The organism is Sphingomonas crocodyli, assembly GCF_004005865.1.
Taxonomy (GTDB): Bacteria; Pseudomonadota; Alphaproteobacteria; order Sphingomonadales; family Sphingomonadaceae; genus Rhizorhabdus; species Rhizorhabdus crocodyli.
This window is the reverse complement of the sequence record NZ_SACN01000001.1, coordinates 2603305-2623672: the sequence shown is the minus strand read 5'-3', so window position 1 is coordinate 2623672 and position 20368 is coordinate 2603305. Positions and strand designations below refer to the sequence as shown.

The 20368-nt window shown below is 65.4% G+C and carries 17 protein-coding genes; 10 read left to right on the top strand and 7 right to left on the bottom strand.

The features are described 5' to 3' along the window. Nucleotides 1-6 precede the first annotated feature (6 nt). Nucleotides 7-3195, top strand: a complete 3189-nt coding sequence (locus EOD43_RS12545; protein WP_127744733.1) for an efflux RND transporter permease subunit — start codon at nucleotides 7-9, stop codon at nucleotides 3193-3195. Continuing rightward, on the top strand, nucleotides 3188-4624 hold the full coding sequence (locus EOD43_RS12540; protein ID WP_127744191.1) for an efflux transporter outer membrane subunit: 1437 nt from the start codon (nucleotides 3188-3190) through the stop codon (nucleotides 4622-4624). The genes EOD43_RS12545 and EOD43_RS12540 overlap by 8 nt, the downstream gene beginning before the upstream one ends. Here EOD43_RS12540 and EOD43_RS12535 read toward each other — a convergent pair. Then, a complete protein-coding gene (locus EOD43_RS12535; RefSeq protein ID WP_127744190.1) occupies nucleotides 4621-5499 on the bottom strand; it encodes a LysR family transcriptional regulator in 879 nt (292 codons plus the stop codon). The genes EOD43_RS12540 and EOD43_RS12535 overlap by 4 nt on opposite strands. Nucleotides 5500-5589: 90 nt before the next feature. Here EOD43_RS12535 and EOD43_RS12530 point away from each other — a divergent pair, with 90 nt between their 5' ends. Further along, nucleotides 5590-7695: a malate synthase G gene (locus EOD43_RS12530; RefSeq protein WP_127744189.1), complete on the top strand. Its 2106-nt coding sequence runs from the start codon at nucleotides 5590-5592 to the stop codon at nucleotides 7693-7695. A gap of 97 nt (nucleotides 7696-7792) precedes the next feature. Here the strand turns inward: EOD43_RS12530 and EOD43_RS12525 are convergent, their stop codons facing one another. After that, a complete protein-coding gene (locus EOD43_RS12525) occupies nucleotides 7793-8866 on the bottom strand; it encodes a zinc-binding metallopeptidase family protein (RefSeq protein WP_127744188.1) in 1074 nt (357 codons plus the stop codon). A gap of 170 nt (nucleotides 8867-9036) precedes the next feature. Here EOD43_RS12525 and EOD43_RS12520 point away from each other — a divergent pair, with 170 nt between their 5' ends. The 6 genes from EOD43_RS12520 (at nucleotide 9037) to EOD43_RS12495 (ending at nucleotide 13958) form a co-directional block, all read left to right on the top strand. Beyond that, nucleotides 9037-10008, top strand: a complete 972-nt coding sequence (locus EOD43_RS12520) for a DnaJ C-terminal domain-containing protein (protein ID WP_164857221.1) — start codon at nucleotides 9037-9039, stop codon at nucleotides 10006-10008. Between the two features lie 91 nt (nucleotides 10009-10099). After that, entirely contained in the window at nucleotides 10100-10963 is an 864-nt protein-coding gene (locus EOD43_RS12515; RefSeq protein WP_127744732.1) for a YihY/virulence factor BrkB family protein, read from the top strand. A gap of 10 nt (nucleotides 10964-10973) precedes the next feature. Beyond that, on the top strand, nucleotides 10974-11777 hold the full coding sequence (fabI, locus tag EOD43_RS12510) for an enoyl-ACP reductase FabI (protein ID WP_127744186.1): 804 nt from the start codon (nucleotides 10974-10976) through the stop codon (nucleotides 11775-11777). Nucleotides 11778-12070: 293 nt separating this feature from the next. Then, nucleotides 12071-12601 carry a GNAT family N-acetyltransferase gene (locus EOD43_RS12505; protein WP_127744185.1) on the top strand — a complete coding sequence of 177 codons (531 nt, stop codon included), beginning with the start codon at nucleotides 12071-12073 and terminating at the stop codon, nucleotides 12599-12601. Further along, nucleotides 12598-13668, top strand: coding sequence for a chorismate synthase (gene aroC, locus EOD43_RS12500; RefSeq protein ID WP_127744184.1), 1071 nt, complete (start codon nucleotides 12598-12600; stop codon nucleotides 13666-13668). Before EOD43_RS12505 ends, aroC begins: the two co-directional genes overlap by 4 nt. After that, the gene (locus EOD43_RS12495) at nucleotides 13668-13958 is read left to right on the top strand and encodes an acylphosphatase (RefSeq protein ID WP_127744183.1); all 291 of its coding nucleotides are present in this window, start codon (nucleotides 13668-13670) and stop codon (nucleotides 13956-13958) included. Before aroC ends, EOD43_RS12495 begins: the two co-directional genes overlap by 1 nt. Before the next feature lie 2 nt (nucleotides 13959-13960). Here the strand turns inward: EOD43_RS12495 and EOD43_RS12490 are convergent, their stop codons facing one another. The 3 genes from EOD43_RS12490 to EOD43_RS12480 form a co-directional block, all read right to left on the bottom strand. Beyond that, nucleotides 13961-14422, bottom strand: a complete 462-nt coding sequence (locus tag EOD43_RS12490; RefSeq protein ID WP_127744182.1) for a L,D-transpeptidase family protein — start codon at nucleotides 14420-14422, stop codon at nucleotides 13961-13963. Between the two features lie 28 nt (nucleotides 14423-14450). Next, nucleotides 14451-15740 carry an adenylosuccinate synthase gene (locus EOD43_RS12485; protein WP_127744181.1) on the bottom strand — a complete coding sequence of 430 codons (1290 nt, stop codon included), beginning with the start codon at nucleotides 15738-15740 and terminating at the stop codon, nucleotides 14451-14453. 129 nt (nucleotides 15741-15869) lie between these two features. Next, nucleotides 15870-16985, bottom strand: coding sequence for an ATP phosphoribosyltransferase regulatory subunit (locus EOD43_RS12480; protein ID WP_127744180.1), 1116 nt, complete (start codon nucleotides 16983-16985; stop codon nucleotides 15870-15872). 117 nt (nucleotides 16986-17102) lie between these two features. Between EOD43_RS12480 and EOD43_RS12475 the strand changes: the two genes are divergently transcribed. Next, a complete protein-coding gene (locus EOD43_RS12475) occupies nucleotides 17103-17366 on the top strand; it encodes a GIY-YIG nuclease family protein (protein WP_127744179.1) in 264 nt (87 codons plus the stop codon). Nucleotides 17367-17469: 103 nt separating this feature from the next. Here EOD43_RS12475 and serA read toward each other — a convergent pair whose 3' ends face one another. Together serA and EOD43_RS12465 are read right to left on the bottom strand one after the other, a co-directional pair. Beyond that, on the bottom strand, nucleotides 17470-19047 hold the full coding sequence (serA, locus tag EOD43_RS12470; RefSeq protein ID WP_127744178.1) for a phosphoglycerate dehydrogenase: 1578 nt from the start codon (nucleotides 19045-19047) through the stop codon (nucleotides 17470-17472). Between the two features lie 123 nt (nucleotides 19048-19170). Then, a complete protein-coding gene (locus EOD43_RS12465; RefSeq protein ID WP_127744177.1) occupies nucleotides 19171-20325 on the bottom strand; it encodes a phosphoserine transaminase in 1155 nt (384 codons plus the stop codon). Nucleotides 20326-20368: the final 43 nt, after the last annotated feature.

Below are 20368 nucleotides of genomic sequence, written 5' to 3'. Positions count from 1 at the left end.
GCGATGATGTCCCGCTTCTTCATCGATCGCCCGGTCTTCGCCTGGGTGATCGCGCTCGGCATCCTGCTGGCGGGCATCATGGCCCTGCGCGCGCTGCCGATCGAACAATATCCGACGGTCGCGCCGCCCTCGATCACCGTGTCGGTCACCTATCCGGGCGCCGACGCAAAGACGCTGGAAACCAACGTCACCCAGCCGATCGAGCAGGAACTGAACGGCGTTCCCGGCTTCCTCTACATGTCGTCGACCAGCCTTTCGAACGGCACCGCGTCGATCCAGGTGACTTTCAAGGCGGGCACCGACATCGATATTGCGCAGGTCGAACTGCAAAACCGCCTGCGCCGCGTCGAACAGCGCCTGCCCGAAGAGGTCCGGCGTCAGGGCATTCTGGTCAACAAGGTGTCGGGCAGCTTCCTCGGCATCATCGCGCTGACATCCAAGAGCGGGAACACCACCCCGCTCGAACTCGGCAACGTCGCCAATACGCAGGTGATCGACGAGCTTCGCCGCCTGCCGGGCATCGCCGACGTGCGGCTGTTCGGGTCGCAATATGCGATGCGCATCTGGCTCGATCCCGACAAGCTGGCTTCCTACAAGCTGTCGCCGTCCGACGCGCTGACCGCGGTGCAGGAACAGAACAGCCAGACCGCGGGCGGCCAGGTGGGCGATCAGCCGCTCGCCAACAAGGCCGAGCTGAACGCGACGATCATCACGCAGAACCGCTTCTCCTCGGACGAGCAGTTCAAGGACATCATCCTGCGCGCCAATCCCGACGGATCGACGATCCGCCTGCGCGATGTCGCGCGGGTCGAATTGGGCGCGGCGAGCTACGTCACCGGCAACGAACTCAACGAAAAGCCGATGGTCGGCATGGGCATCGAGCCGACGCCCGACGCCAATTCGCTGGAGACGGTGAAGGCGATCAACCAGCGGATGAAGGAACTCGAGGCCGGGCTGCCGCCCGACGTCCAGTGGAGCGTGCCGTTCAACATCACGCCCTTCATCAACGCGTCGATCCACGAAGTCGTCGTCACCCTGATCGAGGCGATGATCCTCGTCTTCCTGGTGATGTACCTGTTCCTGCAGAACTGGCGCGCGACCCTCATTCCCACGCTGGTCGTGCCGATCGCGCTCGCCGGTGCCTGCCTCGGCCTGTGGGTCGCGGGTTTCTCGATCAACGTGCTCAGCCTGTTCGGCATGGTGTTGGCGATCGGCATCCTCGTCGACGATGCGATCGTGGTGATCGAGAATGTCGAGCGGATCATGGCCGAGGAGCATCTTGGCCCGCGTGAGGCGACGATCAAGGCGATGGGCCAGATCACCGGCGCGATCATCGGCATTACGCTGGTCCTGATGGCCGTGTTCGTCCCGATGGCATTCTTCCCCGGATCGACCGGCGGCATCTATCGCCAGTTTTCGGTGACGTTGATCGTCTCGATTGCCTTCTCGGCGCTGCTCGCGCTGTCGCTGACGCCCGCTCTGTGCGCGGCGATGCTCAAGCCGCATGAGGAGGGCAAGGAGCGCAGCAGCCGGATGTTCCCGGTGATGGACCGCTTCTTCAACTGGTTCGAACGCTTCTTCGGCCGCACCACGAAACGCTATGTCGGCGGCGTCAGCCGGATCCTGGCGGTGCCGCTGCGCTGGCTCGCGGTCTTCCTGCTGCTCGTCGGCCTGACCGCGCTGCTCTACATGCGCGTCCCCGGCGGCTTCCTGCCGTCCGAGGATCAGGGCTATGTCGTGTCGATCGTGCAGGGTCCGCCCGGCGCCACGATCGAGCGAACCGATGAAGCGACGCGCCAGCTCCAGCAATTCTTCAAGGCGCAGCCGCAGGTCGAAAAGCGTGTGTTGATCCGCGGCTTCAGCTTCTTCGGGCAGGGGCAGAGCGCGGCGATGATGTTCAGCTCGCTCCACCCGTGGGAGGATCGCAAGGGCGTCGAAAACAGCGCCGATACGCTGGTCGGCAAGGCGATGGGCGCGCTGATGCAGGTCAAGGAGGCGATGATCTTCACGATCAATCCGCCCCCGATCTCGCAGTTGGGCAATGCCTCGGGCTTCAGCTTCCGGCTCGAAGATCGCGCCGGTCTGGGGCAGGAGGCGCTGACGCAGGCGCGCAACCAGTTGCTCGGCATGGCTGCGCAAAGCCCGATTCTTGCCGGCGTCCGTCCGGAAGGCATGGAGCCCGCGCCGCAGTTGCACGTCGATATCGATCGTGTGAAGGCGCGCGCGCTGGGCCTTTCGATCACCGATGTCAACGCCACGCTCGCGATCACCTTCGGTTCGGGCTACGCGAACGACTTCACCTATAATGGTCGCGTGCAGCAGGTGCTGCTGATGGCCGACGCCGCCTATCGCATGACGCCGGACGATGTGCTCAAGCTCCGCGTCCGCAACGACAAGGGCGAAATGGTGCCATTCGGCGCCTTCACCACGGCCGAATGGACATCCGGTCCGCCGCAGCTTCAGCGTTATAACGGCTATCCGTCGGCCACCATCTCGGGCACGCCGTCGGCCGGTCATTCGACCGGTGAGGCGATGGACGAGATGGAGAAGCTGGCGGGGCAGTTGCCGCGCGGCTTCGGCTACGAATGGACCGGCATTTCCTATGAGGAGCGGGAGTCTGCGGGGCAGGTGCCGTTGCTGCTGACCCTGTCGATGCTCGCGGTCTTCCTGCTGCTCGCGGCGCTCTACGAAAGCTGGGCGGTGCCGGTCGCGGTTTTGCTGGTCGTGCCGCTGGGCGTGCTGGGCGCGGTGATGCTCACCTCGTTGCGTGGCCTCTCGGCTGACGTCTATTTCCAGGTCGGCCTGATCACGATCATCGGCCTTTCCGCCAAGAATGCGATCCTCATCGTCGAGTTCGCGATCGAGGAGGAGGCGGCGGGCAAGTCGGTGCTCGATGCGACCTTGTCGGCGGTGCGCCTGCGCTTGCGCCCGATCATCATGACCAGCATGGCCTTCATCCTGGGCATGCTGCCTCTGTTCATTGCGACGGGGGCTGGCGCCGCCAGCCGCCGCGCGGTCGGCACCGGCGTGATGGGCGGGATGGTCGCCGCGACCCTGCTCGGCATCTTCTTCGTGCCGCTTTTCTATCTCGTGATCCGCCGCTGGATCAGCCGCAAGGATCCCACCTCGGTTGCCGCCGATCCCGATGGTGCCGATCCGAAGCCGGCAGGCGGGGAGGGCTCGCACCATGCGTAAGCTCGCCGCGCTCCTGCTCGTCACCGCGCTCGGCGGCTGCTCGCTCGCGCCGCCGCACAATCCGCCGCACCTGTCGACGCCGCCCGCCTATCCGTCCGATTATGGCGCCGAACAGGCGGGGCGGGCGGCGGTCGACATCGGCTGGCAGGATTTCTTCACCGATCCGCGCCTGCAAAAGCTGATTGCGCTGGCGCTCGAAAATAACCGCGATCTGCGGTCTGCCGTCGCGCGGATCGATCAGGCGCGCGGCCAATATCAGGTGCAGGGCGCCGATCGATTCCCGACGCTGGACGGCACCGGCAGCTATACCAAGAGCCGCACGCCCACCGCGACCTTCGGTGGCGGCAATTTCGGTACGGGCGGCGCCACCGGCTTCACGCAGGAAATCTATCGCGTCGGCATCGGCGTCACCTCGTTCGAACTCGATTTCTGGGGTCGCGTCCGCAACCTGACCGAGGCGGCACGCGCCAATTATCTATCGACCGTCGCGGCCGAACGCGCCTTCCGCCTGTCGCTGATCCGCGATGTCGCGATCAACTATCTGAAGGCGCGCGAACTGGCCGAACGGATCGTGATCGCCGAAGGAACGGTCAAGAGCCGGCAGGAAGGCTTGGGGATCGCGAAGAAGCGCCTCGACGCGGGCGTCACTTCCGCGCTCGACTATCGCCAGAGCGAAACGCTACTGACGCAGGCAGAGACCGAACTCGCCAATCTGAAGCTGCAACGCGCGCAGACGCGCAACTTCACCTACGTTCTGGTCGGCACTGCTGCGCCCGATGATCTTCCCGAGGCGCTGCCGATGGAAAATCAGGGCATTATCCGCGATATCGGCGCGGGCCTGCCCTCCGATCTACTCGCCAATCGTCCCGACATCATCGCGGCGGAGGAGACTTTGCGCGCGGCCGAGGCGAATATCGGCGTCGCGCGTGCGGCCTTCTTCCCGTCGATCACGCTGACGGGCAGCTATGGCTGGGCGTCGCCCGAACTCGACGGGCTGGTGGGCAAGGACAATCGCTCTTGGAGCTTCGGTCCCTCGATCAACCTGCCGATCTTCGACTGGGGGCGCCGCACCGGCAACCTCAAGGCATCGAAGGCGCAGGGCGAGATCGCGCTAGCGGCCTATGAAAAGGCGATCCAGGGCGCGTTCCGCGAAGTCTCCGACGGTATCGCCGGCCGTCGCTTCCTGGCCGAACAGATCGCCGCGCAGCAGCGCGCGCTCGACGCCCAGCGCAGCCTCGCCCGCCTTGCGCGGCTGCGTTACGAAAACGGCGTCGCCCAATATATCGAGGTGCTCGATGCCGAACGTAACCTGTTCGACGCCGAACAGGCGATGATCAGCCTGCGTTCGTCCGAGCTTCAGAACCTGATCAGCCTCTACGTCGCGCTGGGCGGCGGCCTTGGCCGTCCGGAGCCGCTGCGCAAGCCCTAGGGTGTCTCCCACGGCGCGACGGGGGATAGCAGGTCGCGCAGATAATCGATGAAGGCGCGCGTCGCGGCGGTCGATCCCTCCGCGCGCGGCCGCACCGCATAGATGCCGGCATCGGACGCCGTCGACAGGGCGGGCAGGATGCGTCGCAGCGCGCCGCTCGCCAGTTCGGCGTGGACGTCCCACAGCGATCGCAGCGCGATGCCCATGCCGCTCAACGCCAGTTCGCGGACCACTTCGCTCGAATTGGTCGTCACGTAGGACGGGCCGGAAACGTCGCCCTCCGCGAACCGCCAGGGCAATTGCCCTTCGGCGGCGAGGATGCGGTGATCGGCGAGGTCGGCGATGCTTGCCGGCTCTCCGTGGCGGTCGAGATAACCCGGCGTGGCGCACAGGACGCGCGTATTCGCCGCCAGCCGCACCGCATGGGGATCGGGCGTCGCGGTGATGCGGATGGCGAGGTCGAAGCGCATCGCCGTCAGGTCGACATAGGCGTCGGTCAGGTCCAGTGTAATCGCCACATGCGGGTGGGCATCGAGAAAGCCCTTGAGCGCCGGCGCGATGTAGAGTCGCCCGAACGATGTTGGCGCGCTGATCCGCAACGGGCCGGATGCGATCCGCGCGGGCTGCTTCGCCCGCGTCTCGGCCGTCTGCCAGGCGTCGAGCACGACCGTCATGTCGCGATAATAGGCCTCGCCAATGCTGGTAAGCTCGAACCGCCGGGTCGTGCGGTGCGCCAGCGCGACGCCCAACCGCGCCTCCAGCCGCGACAGCCGCCGCGACACCAGAGGCGCCGAGAGGCCCAGCGCACGGGCGGCGGCGGCCAGACTCCCCGCCTTCACCACCTCCACGAACACTTCGGCGTCGGGATCGATCATTCGGTATCCATATGCACGACTGACTTGTCTTTTTTGTGTCTAGTGCATCGATCGACGTTTCGATAGCCGTCTCCACAAAGGAGATATGGGATGATCGACAAGAACGGCCTCAAGGTTGCCGATGTGCTGGTGCGCTTCATCGAGGAGCAGGCGCTGCCCGGAACCGGTGTCGATCCCGCCGCCTTTTGGAAGGGCGCGGCCGATATCTTCGCGACCCTCGCGCCGGCGAACCGTGCGCTCCTCGCCAAGCGCGACGATATCCAGGCGGAGATCGATGCGTGGCACAAGGCGCGTAAAGGTCAGCCGATCGATCAGGCGGACTATCAGACCTTCCTGCGCGAGATCGGCTATCTCGTCGCCGAACCCGCGCCCTTTGCGGTGACGACCACCAACGTCGACCCCGAGATCGCGACGATGGCGGGGCCGCAGCTTGTCGTGCCCGTCCTCAACGATCGCTTCGTCCTCAACGCCGCCAATGCGCGCTGGGGCAGCCTGTACGACGCCTATTACGGCACCGATGCGCTGCCCGGCGCCGCCAAGCCCGGCGGTTATGATGCCGATCGTGGCGCCCAGGTGATCGCCGCTGCACGCGCCTTCCTCGACGATGCGGTGCCGCTCGCCAGCGGGTCGTGGAGCGACTGGACCGGCGGCCTGCCCGATCTCAAGGCGGGGGCCGAGATCGTCGGCCATCGCGGCGCCAAGGACGCGCCATCGGGTATCCTGATCCGCCATAACGGCCTGCACATCGAACTGGTGATCGATGCCGCGCACCCGATCGGCAAGACCGATCCGGCTGGTCTGGCGGACGTGATCCTCGAAGCCGCGCTCACCACGATCGTCGATCTCGAGGATTCGGTCGCGGCGGTGGATGCGGAGGACAAGGTCGCCGCCTACACCAACTGGCTCGGCCTGATGAAGGGCGATCTGGAGGCGAGCTTCGCCAAGGGCGGGAAGACCATGACCCGCGCGCTCGAACCCGATCGCGACTGGACCGCGCCTGACGGTGCCGCCTTCGCGCTGCCGGGGCGTAGCGTGATGCTCGTGCGCAATGTCGGCCACCTGATGACGACGCCCGCCGTTCTTCTCTCGGACGGCACCGAGGCGCCCGAAGGCATTCTCGACGGTATCGTCACCAGCCTCATCGCGATCCACGATCTGAAGAAGCAGGGCCGTTTCACCAACAGCCGCGCCGGTTCGGTTTATATCGTGAAACCCAAGATGCACGGGCCGGAAGAAGCCGCCTTCGCCAACCGCCTGTTCGACGCGGTCGAGGATCTGCTCGGCCTCGCGCGCCACACGCTCAAGATCGGCGTGATGGATGAGGAGCGCCGCACCTCGGCCAATCTCGCCGCCTGTATCGAGGCGGTGAAGGGCCGCATCATCTTCATCAACACCGGCTTCCTCGATCGTACCGGGGACGAGATGCACACGTCGATGCAGGCCGGCCCGATGATCCCGAAGGCCGAGATGAAGACGAGCGCCTGGATCCAGTCCTACGAAGCGCGCAACGTCGCGATCGGCCTCGCCTGCGGGCTTTCGGGCAAGGCGCAGATCGGCAAGGGCATGTGGGCGATGCCCGATCGCATGGCCGACATGCTCGATCAAAAGATCGGCCATCCGAAGACCGGCGCCAACACCGCCTGGGTGCCGTCGCCGACCGCCGCGACCCTGCACGCGACCCACTATCACAAGCTCGACGTGTTCGCCCGGCAGAAGGAGGTCGCGGCCGCGCCGACCCCAGCGCTCGATGCGCTGCTGACCGTCCCGCTCGCCGAACCCGGCCGCAACTGGACCGCCGAGGAAGTGACGCGCGAGCTCGACAACAATGCGCAGGGGATCCTTGGCTATGTCGTGCGCTGGATCGATGCGGGCGTCGGTTGCTCGAAGGTTCCCGACATCAACGATGTCGGCCTGATGGAGGACCGCGCGACCCTGCGCATCTCGTCACAGCATATGGCCAACTGGCTGCTCCACGGCGTCTGCACGGGCGAACAGGTCGATGCCGCGCTCCGCCGCATGGCGGTGAAGGTCGACGCGCAAAATGCAGGCGATGCGGATTACGAGCCGATGGCGCCCGCCTATGACGGCATCGCCTTCAAGGCCGCCCGCGCGCTCGTCTTCGAAGGCGTGGAGCAGCCCAACGGCTATACCGAGCCGCTGCTCCACAAGTTCCGGCAGTTGAAGAAGGCCCAGTAACCCGTCGCCCCAGCGAAGGCTGGGGCCTATCTCTCTGCCGTCAGGCGGTGCCGTTTGAGACGAGGGAAATAGGCTCCAGCCTCCGCTGGAGCGACGGTCAGGAAAGCCGCGCCCCCATCAGCAGGCGGTTCACGAAGTCGAGCTTCGCCGTGATCGCCTCGCTGATGTGGAACGGGTACAGGTCCGGTTGCCCCATCGCGCGGTTGATCGCGTTCTCCGCAAAGGCGAAGGGGCGCCATTCGTTCACCAGCGTCAGCGTGTCGGCCGTATAGGGATCGAAGTCGATCGACGGCTGCACGTCCTCGCCCGGCCAGTTCATCAGGCGCATCCCGAACCCGCCGATCGTCGCCAGCGCATCCTTGATGTGGAGCAGGTGTGCGAAGGTTTCGGCGAAATCCTCCCACGGATGCATCGTGGCATAGGCGCTGACATAATCGGTGGTCCAACCGCCGCCCGCACCGCCATAATGCTTCTCGCGCGCTTCGTCGTAGCTCATCGTGTCGTCGCCGAAGACCGCGCGGCACGCGGCAAGCTGTTCGGGATCGTTCTGCACGAGCCGCGCCCAGTAATAATGACCGATCTCGTGCCGGAAATGGCCGAGCAGGGTGCGGTACGGTTCGCCCAGCCGATTGCGCATCGCCTCGCGCTTGGCATCGTCGGCTTCCATGACGTTCAGCGTAATCAGTCCGGCCTCATGCCCCGTCGTGATCTGGATATTGCCGCTCTCCTCGCCGACCGGATCGTAGAGGAAGTCGAAGGCGAGACCGAACGTGCCGTTCTCCGCCGCCTCGATCATCGTCTCGCACGGCAGGCGCAGCGCGATGATCTCCTGGATCAACCGGCGCTTGGCGGCTTCGATCTTGCCCCAGCGTTCGGGCACCTGCGGCCCGCTCAGGTCGGGGATTGTGCTGTTGTATCGACATGCGCGGCAGAAGGGCGTGCTGTCTGTGGTCGATACCAGCCAGTTGCAGATCTCATATTCGTTGTTGTTCGCGCACACGACCACGTCGTGCGCCTCGCCCTGCGCATCGCGCCATGTGGTCGCATTGTCGCCCAGGAACAGGAAGGCATCGGCGGCGGGATCATAGCCCAATGTGAAGGCGCAGGATGGGCACACGCGCGCTTCGAAATGCAGGAGTCGTGAGCAGTTCGGGCACTGATAGGGCGCCATTGGTGGTCAACTCGCTTGTGGTTGGAGGATTTCGGTCGCAAAACGCGGACAGGGCAGGGCGGTTGCGGCCGTTCGCCACCATTTTTTCACTTGCGCTATGGCAAGCCGATGCACATCTGATCTGTTGCAAATTTGCAACAGGGTGCGTTCACGGGATGACGACGGACACGATGGCTGATCTCTATTCGAAGCTGGGCATCAAGCGCGGGGCGGACGAGGCCGAGATCAAGAAGGCCTATCGCAAGCTCGCCAAGGAGCTTCACCCCGATCGCAACAAGGACAATCCCAAGGCGACCGAGAAGTTTGCCGAGGTGACGCAGGCCTATGATCTGCTGTCCGATCGCGACAAGCGCGCCCAATATGATCGCGGCGAGATTGACGAACAGGGCAATCCGCGCGGCCCCTTCGGCTTTGGCGGGCGCGGCGGTGGCGGCGGTTTCCACCCCGGCGGCGGCCCCGGCGGCGCGGCAGGCTTCGATTTCAGCGAGGGCGGCGCCGATTTCGGCGATATCTTCGAAAGCATCTTCGGTGGCCAGCGTGGCGGTGGCGGCGCGCGCGGCGGTCCGCGTCCGGGTGGTTTCGGCGGATTCGGGACGCAGGGCGGTGGCCGCCCGATCCGTGGCGCCGACGTTACCTATCGCCTCGCTGTCCCGTTCGAGGATGCCGCCGCGCTCAAGGCGCAGCGCGTGACCTTGTCCAGCGGCAAGACGATCGACGTGAAACTGCCCAACGGAGTCGAAAGCGGCACGCAGATGCGTCTGGCGGGGCAGGGCGATGCCGGCCCCGCGGGCAATGGCGACGCGATCGTCACGATCGACATCCGCCCGCATCGCTTCTTCAAGCGCGACGAGGACGATGTGCGCCTCGATCTGCCCGTCGGAATCGACGAAGCCGTTCTGGGCGCGAAAGTGAAGGTGCCGACGGTCGATGGCGCGGTGATGCTGTCGATCCCGCCGAACACCAGTTCGGGCAAGACTTTGCGCCTGAAGGGCAAGGGTTTCCACCGCAAGGACGGCTCGCGCGGCGATCAGCTGGTCACGCTGATGATCGATGTTCCCGCCGACGATGCGGAGCTGAAAACCTTCGTTGAGGGCTGGGCCGCGAAGGAAGGGCGCAACCCTCGGGCCAATCTCGGCGTTTGACCTCGACATCGGGGCTGACAGGGACGAAAGCTTGCTGAACGAAACACCGGAAGCGCGCAGCAAGCGCCCCCTCGAACGACATCTCGTCGAAATGCGGCCGGGCGGGCGGCTCTATACGGTCTTCAAGCGCGCCGCGATCGGCGTGTTCAACGAAGGCTTCATCCACGCGGGCAATATCGCCTATCTGGCGATCCTGACGATGTTCCCCTTCTTCATCGTCATGGCCGCGCTGGCGCAATTGCTGGGGCGGCAGCCCGACGTGCAGCAGGCGTTGCACGGCTTCCTCGCCACTTTGCCGCCCTCGGTATCCGAACTGGTGTCGGATCCGATTTCGGAAGTGCTCAAGGCGTCCAATGGCGGCGCGGTTTTGTGGTTCGGTGGTATCGTCGGCCTGTGGACGGTCGGCGGGTTTATCGAAACGATCCGCGACATCCTCTACCGCGCCTATGGCGTGAAGCCGACGCGCAGCTTCCTGCAATATCGCGCCGGATCGATCCTGATCATCCTCGTCTCGGTCGTCCTCGCCATGTCGGCGTTCAGCGCGCAACTGGCGTTGACCGGCGTGGAACAGTTCGTCTGGCGCATCCTGCCCTTTTCGGATCGGTTCCAGCCGTTGATCAGCCTGTCGCGCATCGCGCCGCTGATCATGCTGATCGTCGCGCTCTACGGCCTGTTCATGTCGCTGACCCCGGCCAAATATCGCATGTCGGCCAGCCCCAAATGGCCCGGCGCGATGTTCACGGCGGTGTGGTGGATTGCGGTCACCCTGCTTTTGCCTGTGTTCCTCGGCATGATGGGCGGCTATGGGCGAACCTATGGCAGCCTCGCGGGGGTAATCGTGACGCTGTTGTTTTTCTGGCTGGTGGGCCTGGGCCTTGTTTTCGGCGCTCACCTGAACGCGGCTCTAGCCGAAGGGGCAGAACCTTCGGTAAAGGGACCGCCGGGGACCGAATAAGGGAGGAAACGTGTCCGGCCTGATGCAGGGAAAACGCGGGCTCATCATGGGCCTCGCCAATGACAAGTCGCTCGCCTGGGGTATCGCCCAGGCTTTGAGCGCGCAGGGTGCTGAACTGGCCTTCTCCTATCAGGGCGAAGCCCTGCTGAAGCGCGTGAAGCCGCTGGCGGAGCAACTGGGTTCCGACACGTTAATCGATTGCGATGTCGCTGACATGGCGGCGCTCGACACCGCGTTTGAAACGCTGGCGGCGAAGTGGCCGACGATCGACTTCGTCGTCCACGCGATCGGCTTTTCGGACAAGAACGAGCTGCGCGGGCAATATGTCGACACTAGCCTCGACAACTTCCTGATGACGATGAACATCTCGGCCTACAGCTTCGTCGCGGTTACGAAGCGGGCGCGCGCGATGATGCCGAACGGCGGGGCGATCCTGACGCTCAGCTATTATGGTGCCGAAAAGGTCGTGCCGCATTACAACGTCATGGGCGTTGCAAAGGCCGCGCTGGAAACCAGCGTCAAATATCTGGCGATGGACCTTGGCCCGGAAAACATCCGCGTCAACGCGATCTCGGCCGGTCCGATCAAGACGCTGGCGGCTTCGGGCATCGGTGACTTCCGCTACATCCTGAAGTGGAACGAACTGAACTCGCCCCTGCGTCGCAACGTGACGATCGACGATGTCGGCGGCGCGGGCCTCTACCTCCTCTCCGATCTGGCGAGCGGCGTGACCGGCGAAATCCACCACGTCGACGCCGGCTACAACGTCATCGGCATGAAGGCCGAAGACGCGCCGGATATTGCGCTGGCCTGAGCGGTTGAAGAAGCCCGAGGATTTTCGGAACGGCATAGTTCGGCCGATTGCTAGGTCAGTCTTTATCGTCGGATCATTATTCCTTGTGGCTCTTTTCGTCACTCTTAGGACAGGTGAAGGCAATTGGTTCTTCGGGATCATGCTGGGTGGCTGTGTAGTGCTAACGGTCGCGGATCGCTGGATTCGACCCAATAAGGCGAATGAGAACGCTGCTCTTCGACGCTGGTTTGGAATAGAAGATTGAACTGCTGCATTAGTCTTTCCCCTCCCTCTCCCCGCACGGAGAGGGGTGAATGAGTGAGACGATCACCGTTCGTCCCGCGCGCGGCGAGGATGTCGCCGCGATCGACGGGCTGTTCCTGCGTACCTTCCCCGAGCCTGCGGAGGCGCATCTGGTGCGCGATCTGTGCATCGACGGGGATATAGTGCTCATGCTGGTCGCGACCGAGGATGACGGCACCGTCGTCGGATCGATCGCGTTCAGCCGCATGGCCGTGGAGGTCAATGGCAAGTCGGTGCCCTCGGTCGCACTCGCGCCCGTCGCGGTCGATCGCGACTATCGCAAGCAGGGCATTGCCGAAGCGCTGATCCAGGCGGGGCTCGAGCGGCTGGAGCAGGAGGGTGTGGTTCTCTGCTTTGTGCTGGGGGAGCCGGACTATTATGGTCGTTTCGGCTTCGCGGCGGATGTGGCCTCGGGCTTCGAAAGCCCCTATGCGGGCGACTATTTCATGGCGACGCCGCTACAGGGCGGCCTGATCCCCTGCGGCGTTAGGGGCCGGGCCGATCATGCGCCGGCCTTCGCGCGATTGGGGCAAAGCGAGTGAGCTTCAACAGTTTCGGCCGCGTCTTCCGTTTCACGACCTGGGGCGAATCCCACGGGCCGGCGATCGGCGCGGTCGTCGACGGTTGCCCGCCCGGCCTGACTTTGAGCGAAGCCGACATCCAGCCCTGGCTCGACAAGCGCCGCCCCGGCACCTCGCGCTTCACCACGCAGCGGCAGGAACCCGATCAGGTCCGCATCCTTTCCGGCGTGTTCGAAGGGCGCACCACCGGCACCCCGATCAGCCTGATGATCGAGAATGTCGACCAGCGATCGAAGGACTATTCCGAAGTCGCGCTCGCCTATCGTCCCGGCCATGCCGATTACGCTTACGACGCCAAATATGGCTTCCGCGATTATCGCGGCGGCGGGCGCTCGTCGGCGCGCGAGACGGCTTCGCGCGTGGCAGCGGGCGCGGTCGCGCGGCTGGCGATCCCCGAAGTCCGCATCCGCGCCTACCTTGTCGAACTCGGCGGCGACGCGATCGATCGGGCGGCGTTCGATGATGCCGCGATCGACGAAAATCCCTTCTTCTGCCCCGACCGCGCCGCCGCAGCCCGCTGGGAGGTGATCGTCGACGATGCCCGCAAGGCCGGTTCGTCGGTCGGCGCAGTCGTCGAATGCGTTGCGGAGGGCGTTCCCGCCGGCTGGGGCGCGCCGCTTTATGCCAAGCTCGACAGCGAACTGGCGGCGGCGATGATGAGCATCAACGCGGTCAAGGGCGTCGAGATCGGCGACGGCTTCGCAGCCGCGCGCCTGACCGGCGAGACCAACGCCGATCCCATGCGCCCCGGCAACGATGGCAAGCCCGTCTTCCTCGCCAACCATGCGGGCGGCATCGCTGGCGGCATCGCCACCGGCCAGCCGATCGTCCTGCGCGTCGCGCTCAAGCCCACCTCGTCGATCCTCACCCATGTCGAGACGATCGATCGCGAAGGCCATGCCGCCGAAATCCGCACCAAGGGCCGCCATGATCCGTGCGTCGGCATCCGCGCCGCGCCGGTGGTGGAGGCGATGATGGCGCTGGTGCTGGCGGACCAGAAACTGCTTCACCGCGCGCAGATCGGCTGATGGTGGAAGACCGGATCGCCCGCCGCATCACTGTCATCGGCAAGGTGCAGGGCGTCTGGTTCCGAGCCTGGACGATCGAGCAGGCGACCGCGATCGGCGGCATCGACGGCTGGGTCCGCAACCGCATGGACGGCAGCGTCGAGGCGCTCGCCGCCGGTCCCGCCGACAAGGTCGAGGCGCTGATCGCGAAGCTGCACGAAGGCTCGCCCGCCTCACGCGTCGATCGGGTCGAGGTTGAAGATACGCCGGGCATTGTGGGGCCGGGGTTCGTTCAGAAGCCTACCGTCTGACGTCAGGGGCGGATGTCGATTGGCGTGCCGATCGGGACGAGTTGCCAAACGCGGTCCATCTCGCGGTCGCTGACTGCGACACATCCATCGGTCCAGTTCCAGCCGAGGCGACTGAACGGAGAGAAGTTCGGTTGCCCGTGGATCATGACATCTCCACCCGGCGATCGCCCGTTGCGCGCGGCAAAGGCGCGATCGCGCGTATTGGGATAGGAAATGCGTAGCGCCCGATGATAGCGGCTGTCCGCTTTGCGCTCGCTCACATAATAGCGGCCCTCGGGCGTCCGCTCGTCGCCTTCGAAGTGTTTGTGTCCGACGGGTTCCGCACCCATGCGGATATTTCTGATCTGAAGAATCGACACGCCTCGGCGAAACAGCGTCAGCGTGCGGTCGCTTTTGTCGATCAGGATCTTGTCGGCGGTAAGCGGCCCGGCTGCGACCAGGCCGAGCGACAGCGTTGCCGCCATCGCTCGGAATAGCCGGTTCACGGTCGGATCAATCCGCGAACGGATCGCGCACCAGGATCGTGTCCTCGCGCTCGGGGCTGGTCGAGACCAGCGCCACCGGGCACTGGATCAGTTCCTCGACGCGGCGGATATATTTGATCGCCTGGGCCGGAAGCTCGGCCCAGCTGCGCGCGCCGAAGGTCGATTCGCTCCAGCCTTCGATCGTCTCGTAAATCGGCTCGACCTTCGCCTGATCCTGCGGGTGCGGGGGCAGATAATCGAACACCTGGTCGCCGATGCGATAGCCGGTACAGATCTTGATCTCGTCGAAGCCGTCGAGCACGTCGAGCTTGGTCAGCGCCACGCCGGTGATCCCCGAAACCGCGGCCGACTGGCGCACCAGCACCGCGTCGAACCAGCCGCAGCGGCGCTTGCGGCCGGTGACGGTGCCGAACTCATGCCCGCGCTCGCCCAGACGCTGTCCGGTCTCGTCCTCCAGTTCGGACGGGAAGGGGCCGGATCCGACGCGCGTCGTGTACGCTTTCACGATCCCCAGCACGAAGCCGGCGGCCGACGGGCCAAGGCCCGACCCGCTCGATGCTGTGCCCGCAATCGTGTTGGACGAGGTGACGAACGGATAGGTGCCGTGATCGACGTCGAGCAGCACGCCCTGCGCGCCTTCGAACAGGATGCGGCGCCCGCGCTTGCGCGCTTCGTTCAGCGTCAGCCAGACGGGCTTGGCATAAGGCAGGATCACATCGGCGATCTCGGCCAGTTCGGCCTTCAGCGCCTCGCGATCGACCGGCGGTTCGCCGAAGCCCGCCCGCAGCGCATCATGGTGCGCGCACAGCCGGTCGAGCTGCATGTCGAGATCGTCGAGGTGCGCCAGATCGCAGATGCGGATCGCGCGGCGGCCGACCTTGTCTTCATAGGCAGGGCCGATGCCGCGGCGGGTCGTGCCGATCTTGCCCGCGCCCGACGCATCTTCGCGCAGGCCATCCAGATCGCGGTGGATCGGCAGGATCAACGGGCAGGTTTCGGCGATGTGGAGGTTCTCGGGGGTGATCTCGACGCCCTGACCCTTCAGCTTGGCGACCTCATCGCGGAAGTGCCACGGATCGAACACCACGCCGTTGCCGATGACGCTCAGCGTGCCGCGCACGATGCCCGACGGCAGCAGGCTCAGCTTGTACGTCTTGCCCGACACGACGAGCGTGTGGCCGGCATTGTGCCCGCCCTGGAATCGCACGACGACATCGGCGCGCTCGGCCAACCAGTCGACGATCTTGCCCTTGCCCTCGTCGCCCCACTGGGCGCCGATCACGGTCACATTGGCCATTGGATACGATTCTCCGCCTGCCACGGGGATCCGGGCGCCCTTCGACAGGACTCGGCGGCCGGATTTGATCGGTTCGGGCTATCGCCCGTTTGCGGCGCTCCCCTGCCTTCTGGCGGGGAGCAGGTCAAGTCAGATCGGGCGGATCCCTCCGTCGATCAGGCGATGCGTGCAGCCAAGCGCGGCCGCGTCGTCGGCGTCTGAAAGCGCCGCGATCGTCGTCCAGTCCTCGGCGCGCAGCGCGGCGCCGGCGGCGGGATCGGTGCCCAGCGGCAGGAACACGGTCTTGCGTTCGACGACGCCCAGCCCGTTATCGACCAGCGGATCGATATAGAGCGAGAAGCCGATCGCCTTTTCTTCCGAGCCATCGGCATGAAGGATCGTGTAGCTGCCACCACGCCCGATCTCGCCCGAAAGCCCCGCGCCGAACAGCGAGAAGCCGATCCATGTCTGATATTCGAAGCCGTGCCGCTCGGTCGGGTCGAGCGTCAGTGTGACGTCGTTGCCGATCGCCTCGCGGATCGCCTCGATCGCGGTGATGCGGTGGCCCAGCGCCTGGCCGGCGGGGATCGCGCGCAGCGCGGAGAGCGCGGAATCGATCGGTCCGGCGGCCGCGACGAAGGGCAGGTAGGCCTCCGCGCCCAGCGCCTTCAATCCGCCCGCATCCTTGGCATCGAGCCGCGCGCGCACCGCATCGACCTTGTCGGCCGGGATCGGCAGCACGTCGGCGGCCAGCGCCTCGACCAGATCGGGCAGCGTCAGATCGACGGTGATATCGGTCACGCCCGCGACCTTGAGCGCCTCGATCGCGACGCGCAGCACCTCGATCACGGCGGCAAGGCTGTCGGTGCCGATCAGTTCGGCGCCCGCCTGCGTCAGTTCGCGTTCGGGGCGCAACTGGGTCGCGCGTAGCTTGAGCACCGGCCCGCCATAGGCAAGGCGCAAGGGGCGGGGGCGGTGGCCCATGCGGGTCGCCGCGATCCGGCCGACCTGCGCGGTGATGTCGGGGCGCAGCGCCAGCGTCCGCTGCGACACCGGATCGACGAAGCGCAGCAGATCCTGCGCCCGCGCCGATTTGAGCCGCCCGACCAGCCCTTCCTCGAATTCGGCCAGCGGCGGCGAAACCCGCGCATAGCCATGCCGCCCGATCGCAACGATCACCCGATGCAACAACCGCGACCCCGCCTCCGCCTGCGGCGGCAGGCGATCACGCAATCCTTCGGGCAATAGTCCAGGGGCGATGCTCATGGGGTGAGGCTCATAGCGGTGTGGGTGTCAGGTTCAAGCCGTCGCACCAGCGAAGGCTGGTGCCTATTTCTGTTCCGTCGCAAAGTGCCGCTTGTGAAGGGCGGCTACGTTTACATCATGACCAATCAAACGCAGGGCACGCTCTACATCGGGGTGACCGGAAACCTTGCGGCGCGGGTTCATGCGCACCGAACCGGAACGGGCTCCGATTTCTGCCGGGAGCATGGCCTGACCCGGCTGGTTTATACCGAACCTTATGATCGGATCGAAGATGCCATCGCGCGCGAAAAATCGCTCAAGGCATGGAAACGATCGTGGAAGCTCAACCTGATCGAAAAGGCCAATCCGGGCTGGACCGACCTGTTCGACGTCATCCTCTAACTCGTCGCCCCAGCGAAGGCTGGGGCCCATCTCTCTCTTCTCGAACGGTGTCGCCTGAGGCGAGAGACATAGGCACCAGCCTCCGCTGGTGCGACGGAGCTATTTAAAAACGGAGCGCCTTGGCGGTCTTCACGCCCGGCAGGCCGTAGATCTTCGGCTTGAGCGCGACGTCGACCGGCTGGTCGACCGACAGCAGCACCACGGCCTCGCCACCGGCGGCGCGGCGGCCGAGGTGGAAGGTGCCGATGTTGACGCCCGCTTCGCCCAAAGTCGTGCCGAGACGACCGATGAAGCCCGGCGCGTCTTCATTGACGATGTAGAGCATGTTGCCGTCCAGATCGGCCTCGACCTTGATGCCGAAGATCTCGACGAGGCGCGGCTGCGCGTTCGCGAACAGGGTGCCCGCGACCGACTTCTGGCCCGCCGCGGTCTTCACCGTCACGCGCACCAGCGTCGAATAATCGCCCTCGCGGTCGTGGCGCACTTCGCGCACGTCCAGCCCGCGCTCCTTGGCGAGGTGCGGCGCGTTGACCATGTTCACCGTGTCCGAATAGACGCGCATCAGACCGGCCAGCACCGCGCCGGTGATCGGCTTGATGTTCAGTTCGGCCGCAGCACCTTCGACCTCGATCGAGACGGCCTGCACCGCATCGCCCTCAAGCTGGCCGACCAGCGCGCCGAGATGCTCGGCCAGCGCCATGTACGGTTTCAGCTTCGGCGCTTCCTCGGCCGACAGGCTGGGCATGTTGAGCGCGTTGGTGACGCCGCCATTGACGAGGAAGTCGGCCATCTGCTCGGCGACCTGGATCGCGACATTGACCTGCGCTTCGTTGGTCGACGCGCCCAGATGCGGGGTGGAGATGAAGCCCGGCGTGCCGAACAAAGGCGATTCCTTCGCCGGCTCCTCGACGAACACGTCGAGCGCCGCACCCGCGACATGGCCGCTGTCGAGCGCTTCCTTGAGTGCCGCTTCGTCGATCAGGCCGCCGCGCGCGCAATTGATGATGCGCACGCCCTTCTTGGTCTTCGCGAGGTTTTCCTTCGACAGGATGTTGCGCGTGGAATCGGTCAGCGGCGTGTGCAGCGTGATGAAGTCGGCCCGCGCCAGCAGTTCCTCCAGCGTCGCCTTCTCGACGCCCATTTCGATCGCGCGCTCCGGGGTCAGGAACGGATCGAACGCGACGACCTTCATCTTGAGGCCCAGCGCGCGATCTGCGACGATCGAACCGATATTGCCCGCGCCGATCAGGCCGAGGGTCTTGTTGGTGACCTCGACGCCCATGAAGCGGTTCTTTTCCCACTTGCCGGCCTGGGTCGACTTGTCGGCCTCCGGCAGATCGCGGGCGAGCGCGAACATCAGGGCGATCGCATGTTCGGCGGTGGTGATCGAATTGCCGAACGGCGTGTTCATCACGACGACGCCGGCGGCCGATGCGGCGGGGATGTCGACATTGTCGACGCCGATGCCCGCGCGGCCGACCACCTTCAGGTTGGTCGCGGCGGCCAGCACTTCCTTGGTCACCTTGGTCGAGCTGCGGATGGCGAGACCATCATATTGGCCGATCATCGCGATCAATTCGTCCTTGGTCTTGCCGGTGATCTCGTCGACCTCGACCCCGCGATTGCGGAAGATCTGGGCGGCGAGGGGATCCATCTTGTCGGAAATCAGAACCTTGGGCATCGGAGTCTGTCCTTCATATTGCCGTCACCCCCGCGAAGGCGGGGGCCTATCCAAGGTCATCACATGTGACTGCACTGGATGGGTGCCCGCCTTCGCGGGCATGACGTGGAGTGTGTGGGGAGCTTAGCCGCGCGTCTGCGCCCAGGCCCAGTCGAGCCAGGGGCCGAGCTTTTCGACATCGGCGGTGTCGACGGTCGCGCCGCACCAGATGCGAAGGCCCGGAGGCGCGTCGCGATAGCCCGCGACGTCATAGGCCGCCTCTTCGACCTCGAGCGCGCCCGCGATCTTCTTGACGAGCGCAAGCTGCGCTTCCTCGTCCAGACCGGTGACGGCGTCGGGTGCGAACTTCAGGCAGACCGAGGTGTTCGATCGCGAGACCGGATCGGTCGCGAGATGATCGATCCACGGCGTCGCCTGCACCCACGCGTCGAGTGCCGCCGCATTGGCGTCGGCACGCGCGATCAGGGCCTTCAGACCGCCGATCTGCTTGGCCCATTCCAGGCTGTAGATATAATCCTCGACCGCCAGCATCGACGGCGTGTTGATCGTCTCGCCCTTGAAGATGCCTTCGATCAGCTTGCCGCCCTTCGTCATGCGGAAGATCTTCGGCAGCGGCCAGGCGGGGCTGTAGCTCTCAAGGCGTTCCACGGCGCGCGGGCCGAGGATCAGGATACCGTGCGCGCCTTCGCCGCCCAGCACCTTCTGCCAGCTGAACGTGACGACATCGAGCTTGTCCCACGGCATGTCCATCGCGAAGCAGGCCGAGGTCGCGTCGGCGATGGTCAGGCCTTCGCGATCGTCCTTGATCCAGTCGCCATTGGGCACGCGCACGCCCGAGGTCGTGCCGTTCCAGGTGAAGACGATATCGGTCGACTGATCGAGCGCGGCGAGATCGGGCAGCTCGCCATAGGGCGCCTTGACCACGTCGGCTTCGATCTTGAGCTGCTTGACGACGTCCGTCACCCAGCCTTCACCGAAGCTTTCCCACGCGACCATCGTCGCCTTGCGGGCGCCCAGCAGGCTCCACAGCGCCATTTCGACCGCGCCGGTATCCGAACCCGGCACGATGCCGATGCGGTGCGTCGCGGGAATGCCCAGGATTTCGCGGGTCAGGTCGATCGCATGGACGATCCGCGCCTTGCCGAGCTTCGAACGATGCGAGCGGCCGAGCGAACCGAGAGCGAGTTTTTCGGGATCCCAGCCGGGCGGCTTCGCGCACGGGCCAGACGAGAAATGGGGACGTGCCGGCTTGATGGCCGGGCGAACAACTTCAGTCATTTAAGACTCTCCTCACAGAGAGCACGCGCGGCGTTGGGACCGC

What these genes read in the sequence shown, in the direction of transcription:
- EOD43_RS12545 (WP_127744733.1), top strand. Translation starts at nt 7, where the DNA reads ATGTCCCGCTTCTTCATCGATCGCCCGGTCTTCGCCTGGGTGATCGCG.
- EOD43_RS12540 (WP_127744191.1), top strand. Translation starts at nt 3,188, where the DNA reads ATGCGTAAGCTCGCCGCGCTCCTGCTCGTCACCGCGCTCGGCGGCTGC.
- EOD43_RS12535 (WP_127744190.1), bottom strand. Translation starts at nt 5,499, where the DNA reads ATGATCGATCCCGACGCCGAAGTGTTCGTGGAGGTGGTGAAGGCGGGG.
- EOD43_RS12530 (WP_127744189.1), top strand. Translation starts at nt 5,590, where the DNA reads ATGATCGACAAGAACGGCCTCAAGGTTGCCGATGTGCTGGTGCGCTTC.
- EOD43_RS12525 (WP_127744188.1), bottom strand. Translation starts at nt 8,866, where the DNA reads ATGGCGCCCTATCAGTGCCCGAACTGCTCACGACTCCTGCATTTCGAA.
- EOD43_RS12520 (WP_164857221.1), top strand. Translation starts at nt 9,037, where the DNA reads ATGGCTGATCTCTATTCGAAGCTGGGCATCAAGCGCGGGGCGGACGAG.
- EOD43_RS12515 (WP_127744732.1), top strand. Translation starts at nt 10,100, where the DNA reads ATGCGGCCGGGCGGGCGGCTCTATACGGTCTTCAAGCGCGCCGCGATC.
- EOD43_RS12505 (WP_127744185.1), top strand. Translation starts at nt 12,071, where the DNA reads ATGAGTGAGACGATCACCGTTCGTCCCGCGCGCGGCGAGGATGTCGCC.
- EOD43_RS12495 (WP_127744183.1), top strand. Translation starts at nt 13,668, where the DNA reads ATGGTGGAAGACCGGATCGCCCGCCGCATCACTGTCATCGGCAAGGTG.
- EOD43_RS12490 (WP_127744182.1), bottom strand. Translation starts at nt 14,422, where the DNA reads ATGGCGGCAACGCTGTCGCTCGGCCTGGTCGCAGCCGGGCCGCTTACC.
- EOD43_RS12485 (WP_127744181.1), bottom strand. Translation starts at nt 15,740, where the DNA reads ATGGCCAATGTGACCGTGATCGGCGCCCAGTGGGGCGACGAGGGCAAG.
- EOD43_RS12480 (WP_127744180.1), bottom strand. Translation starts at nt 16,985, where the DNA reads ATGAGCATCGCCCCTGGACTATTGCCCGAAGGATTGCGTGATCGCCTG.
- EOD43_RS12475 (WP_127744179.1), top strand. Translation starts at nt 17,103, where the DNA reads ATGACCAATCAAACGCAGGGCACGCTCTACATCGGGGTGACCGGAAAC.
- serA (WP_127744178.1), bottom strand. Translation starts at nt 19,047, where the DNA reads ATGCCCAAGGTTCTGATTTCCGACAAGATGGATCCCCTCGCCGCCCAG.
- EOD43_RS12465 (WP_127744177.1), bottom strand. Translation starts at nt 20,325, where the DNA reads ATGACTGAAGTTGTTCGCCCGGCCATCAAGCCGGCACGTCCCCATTTC.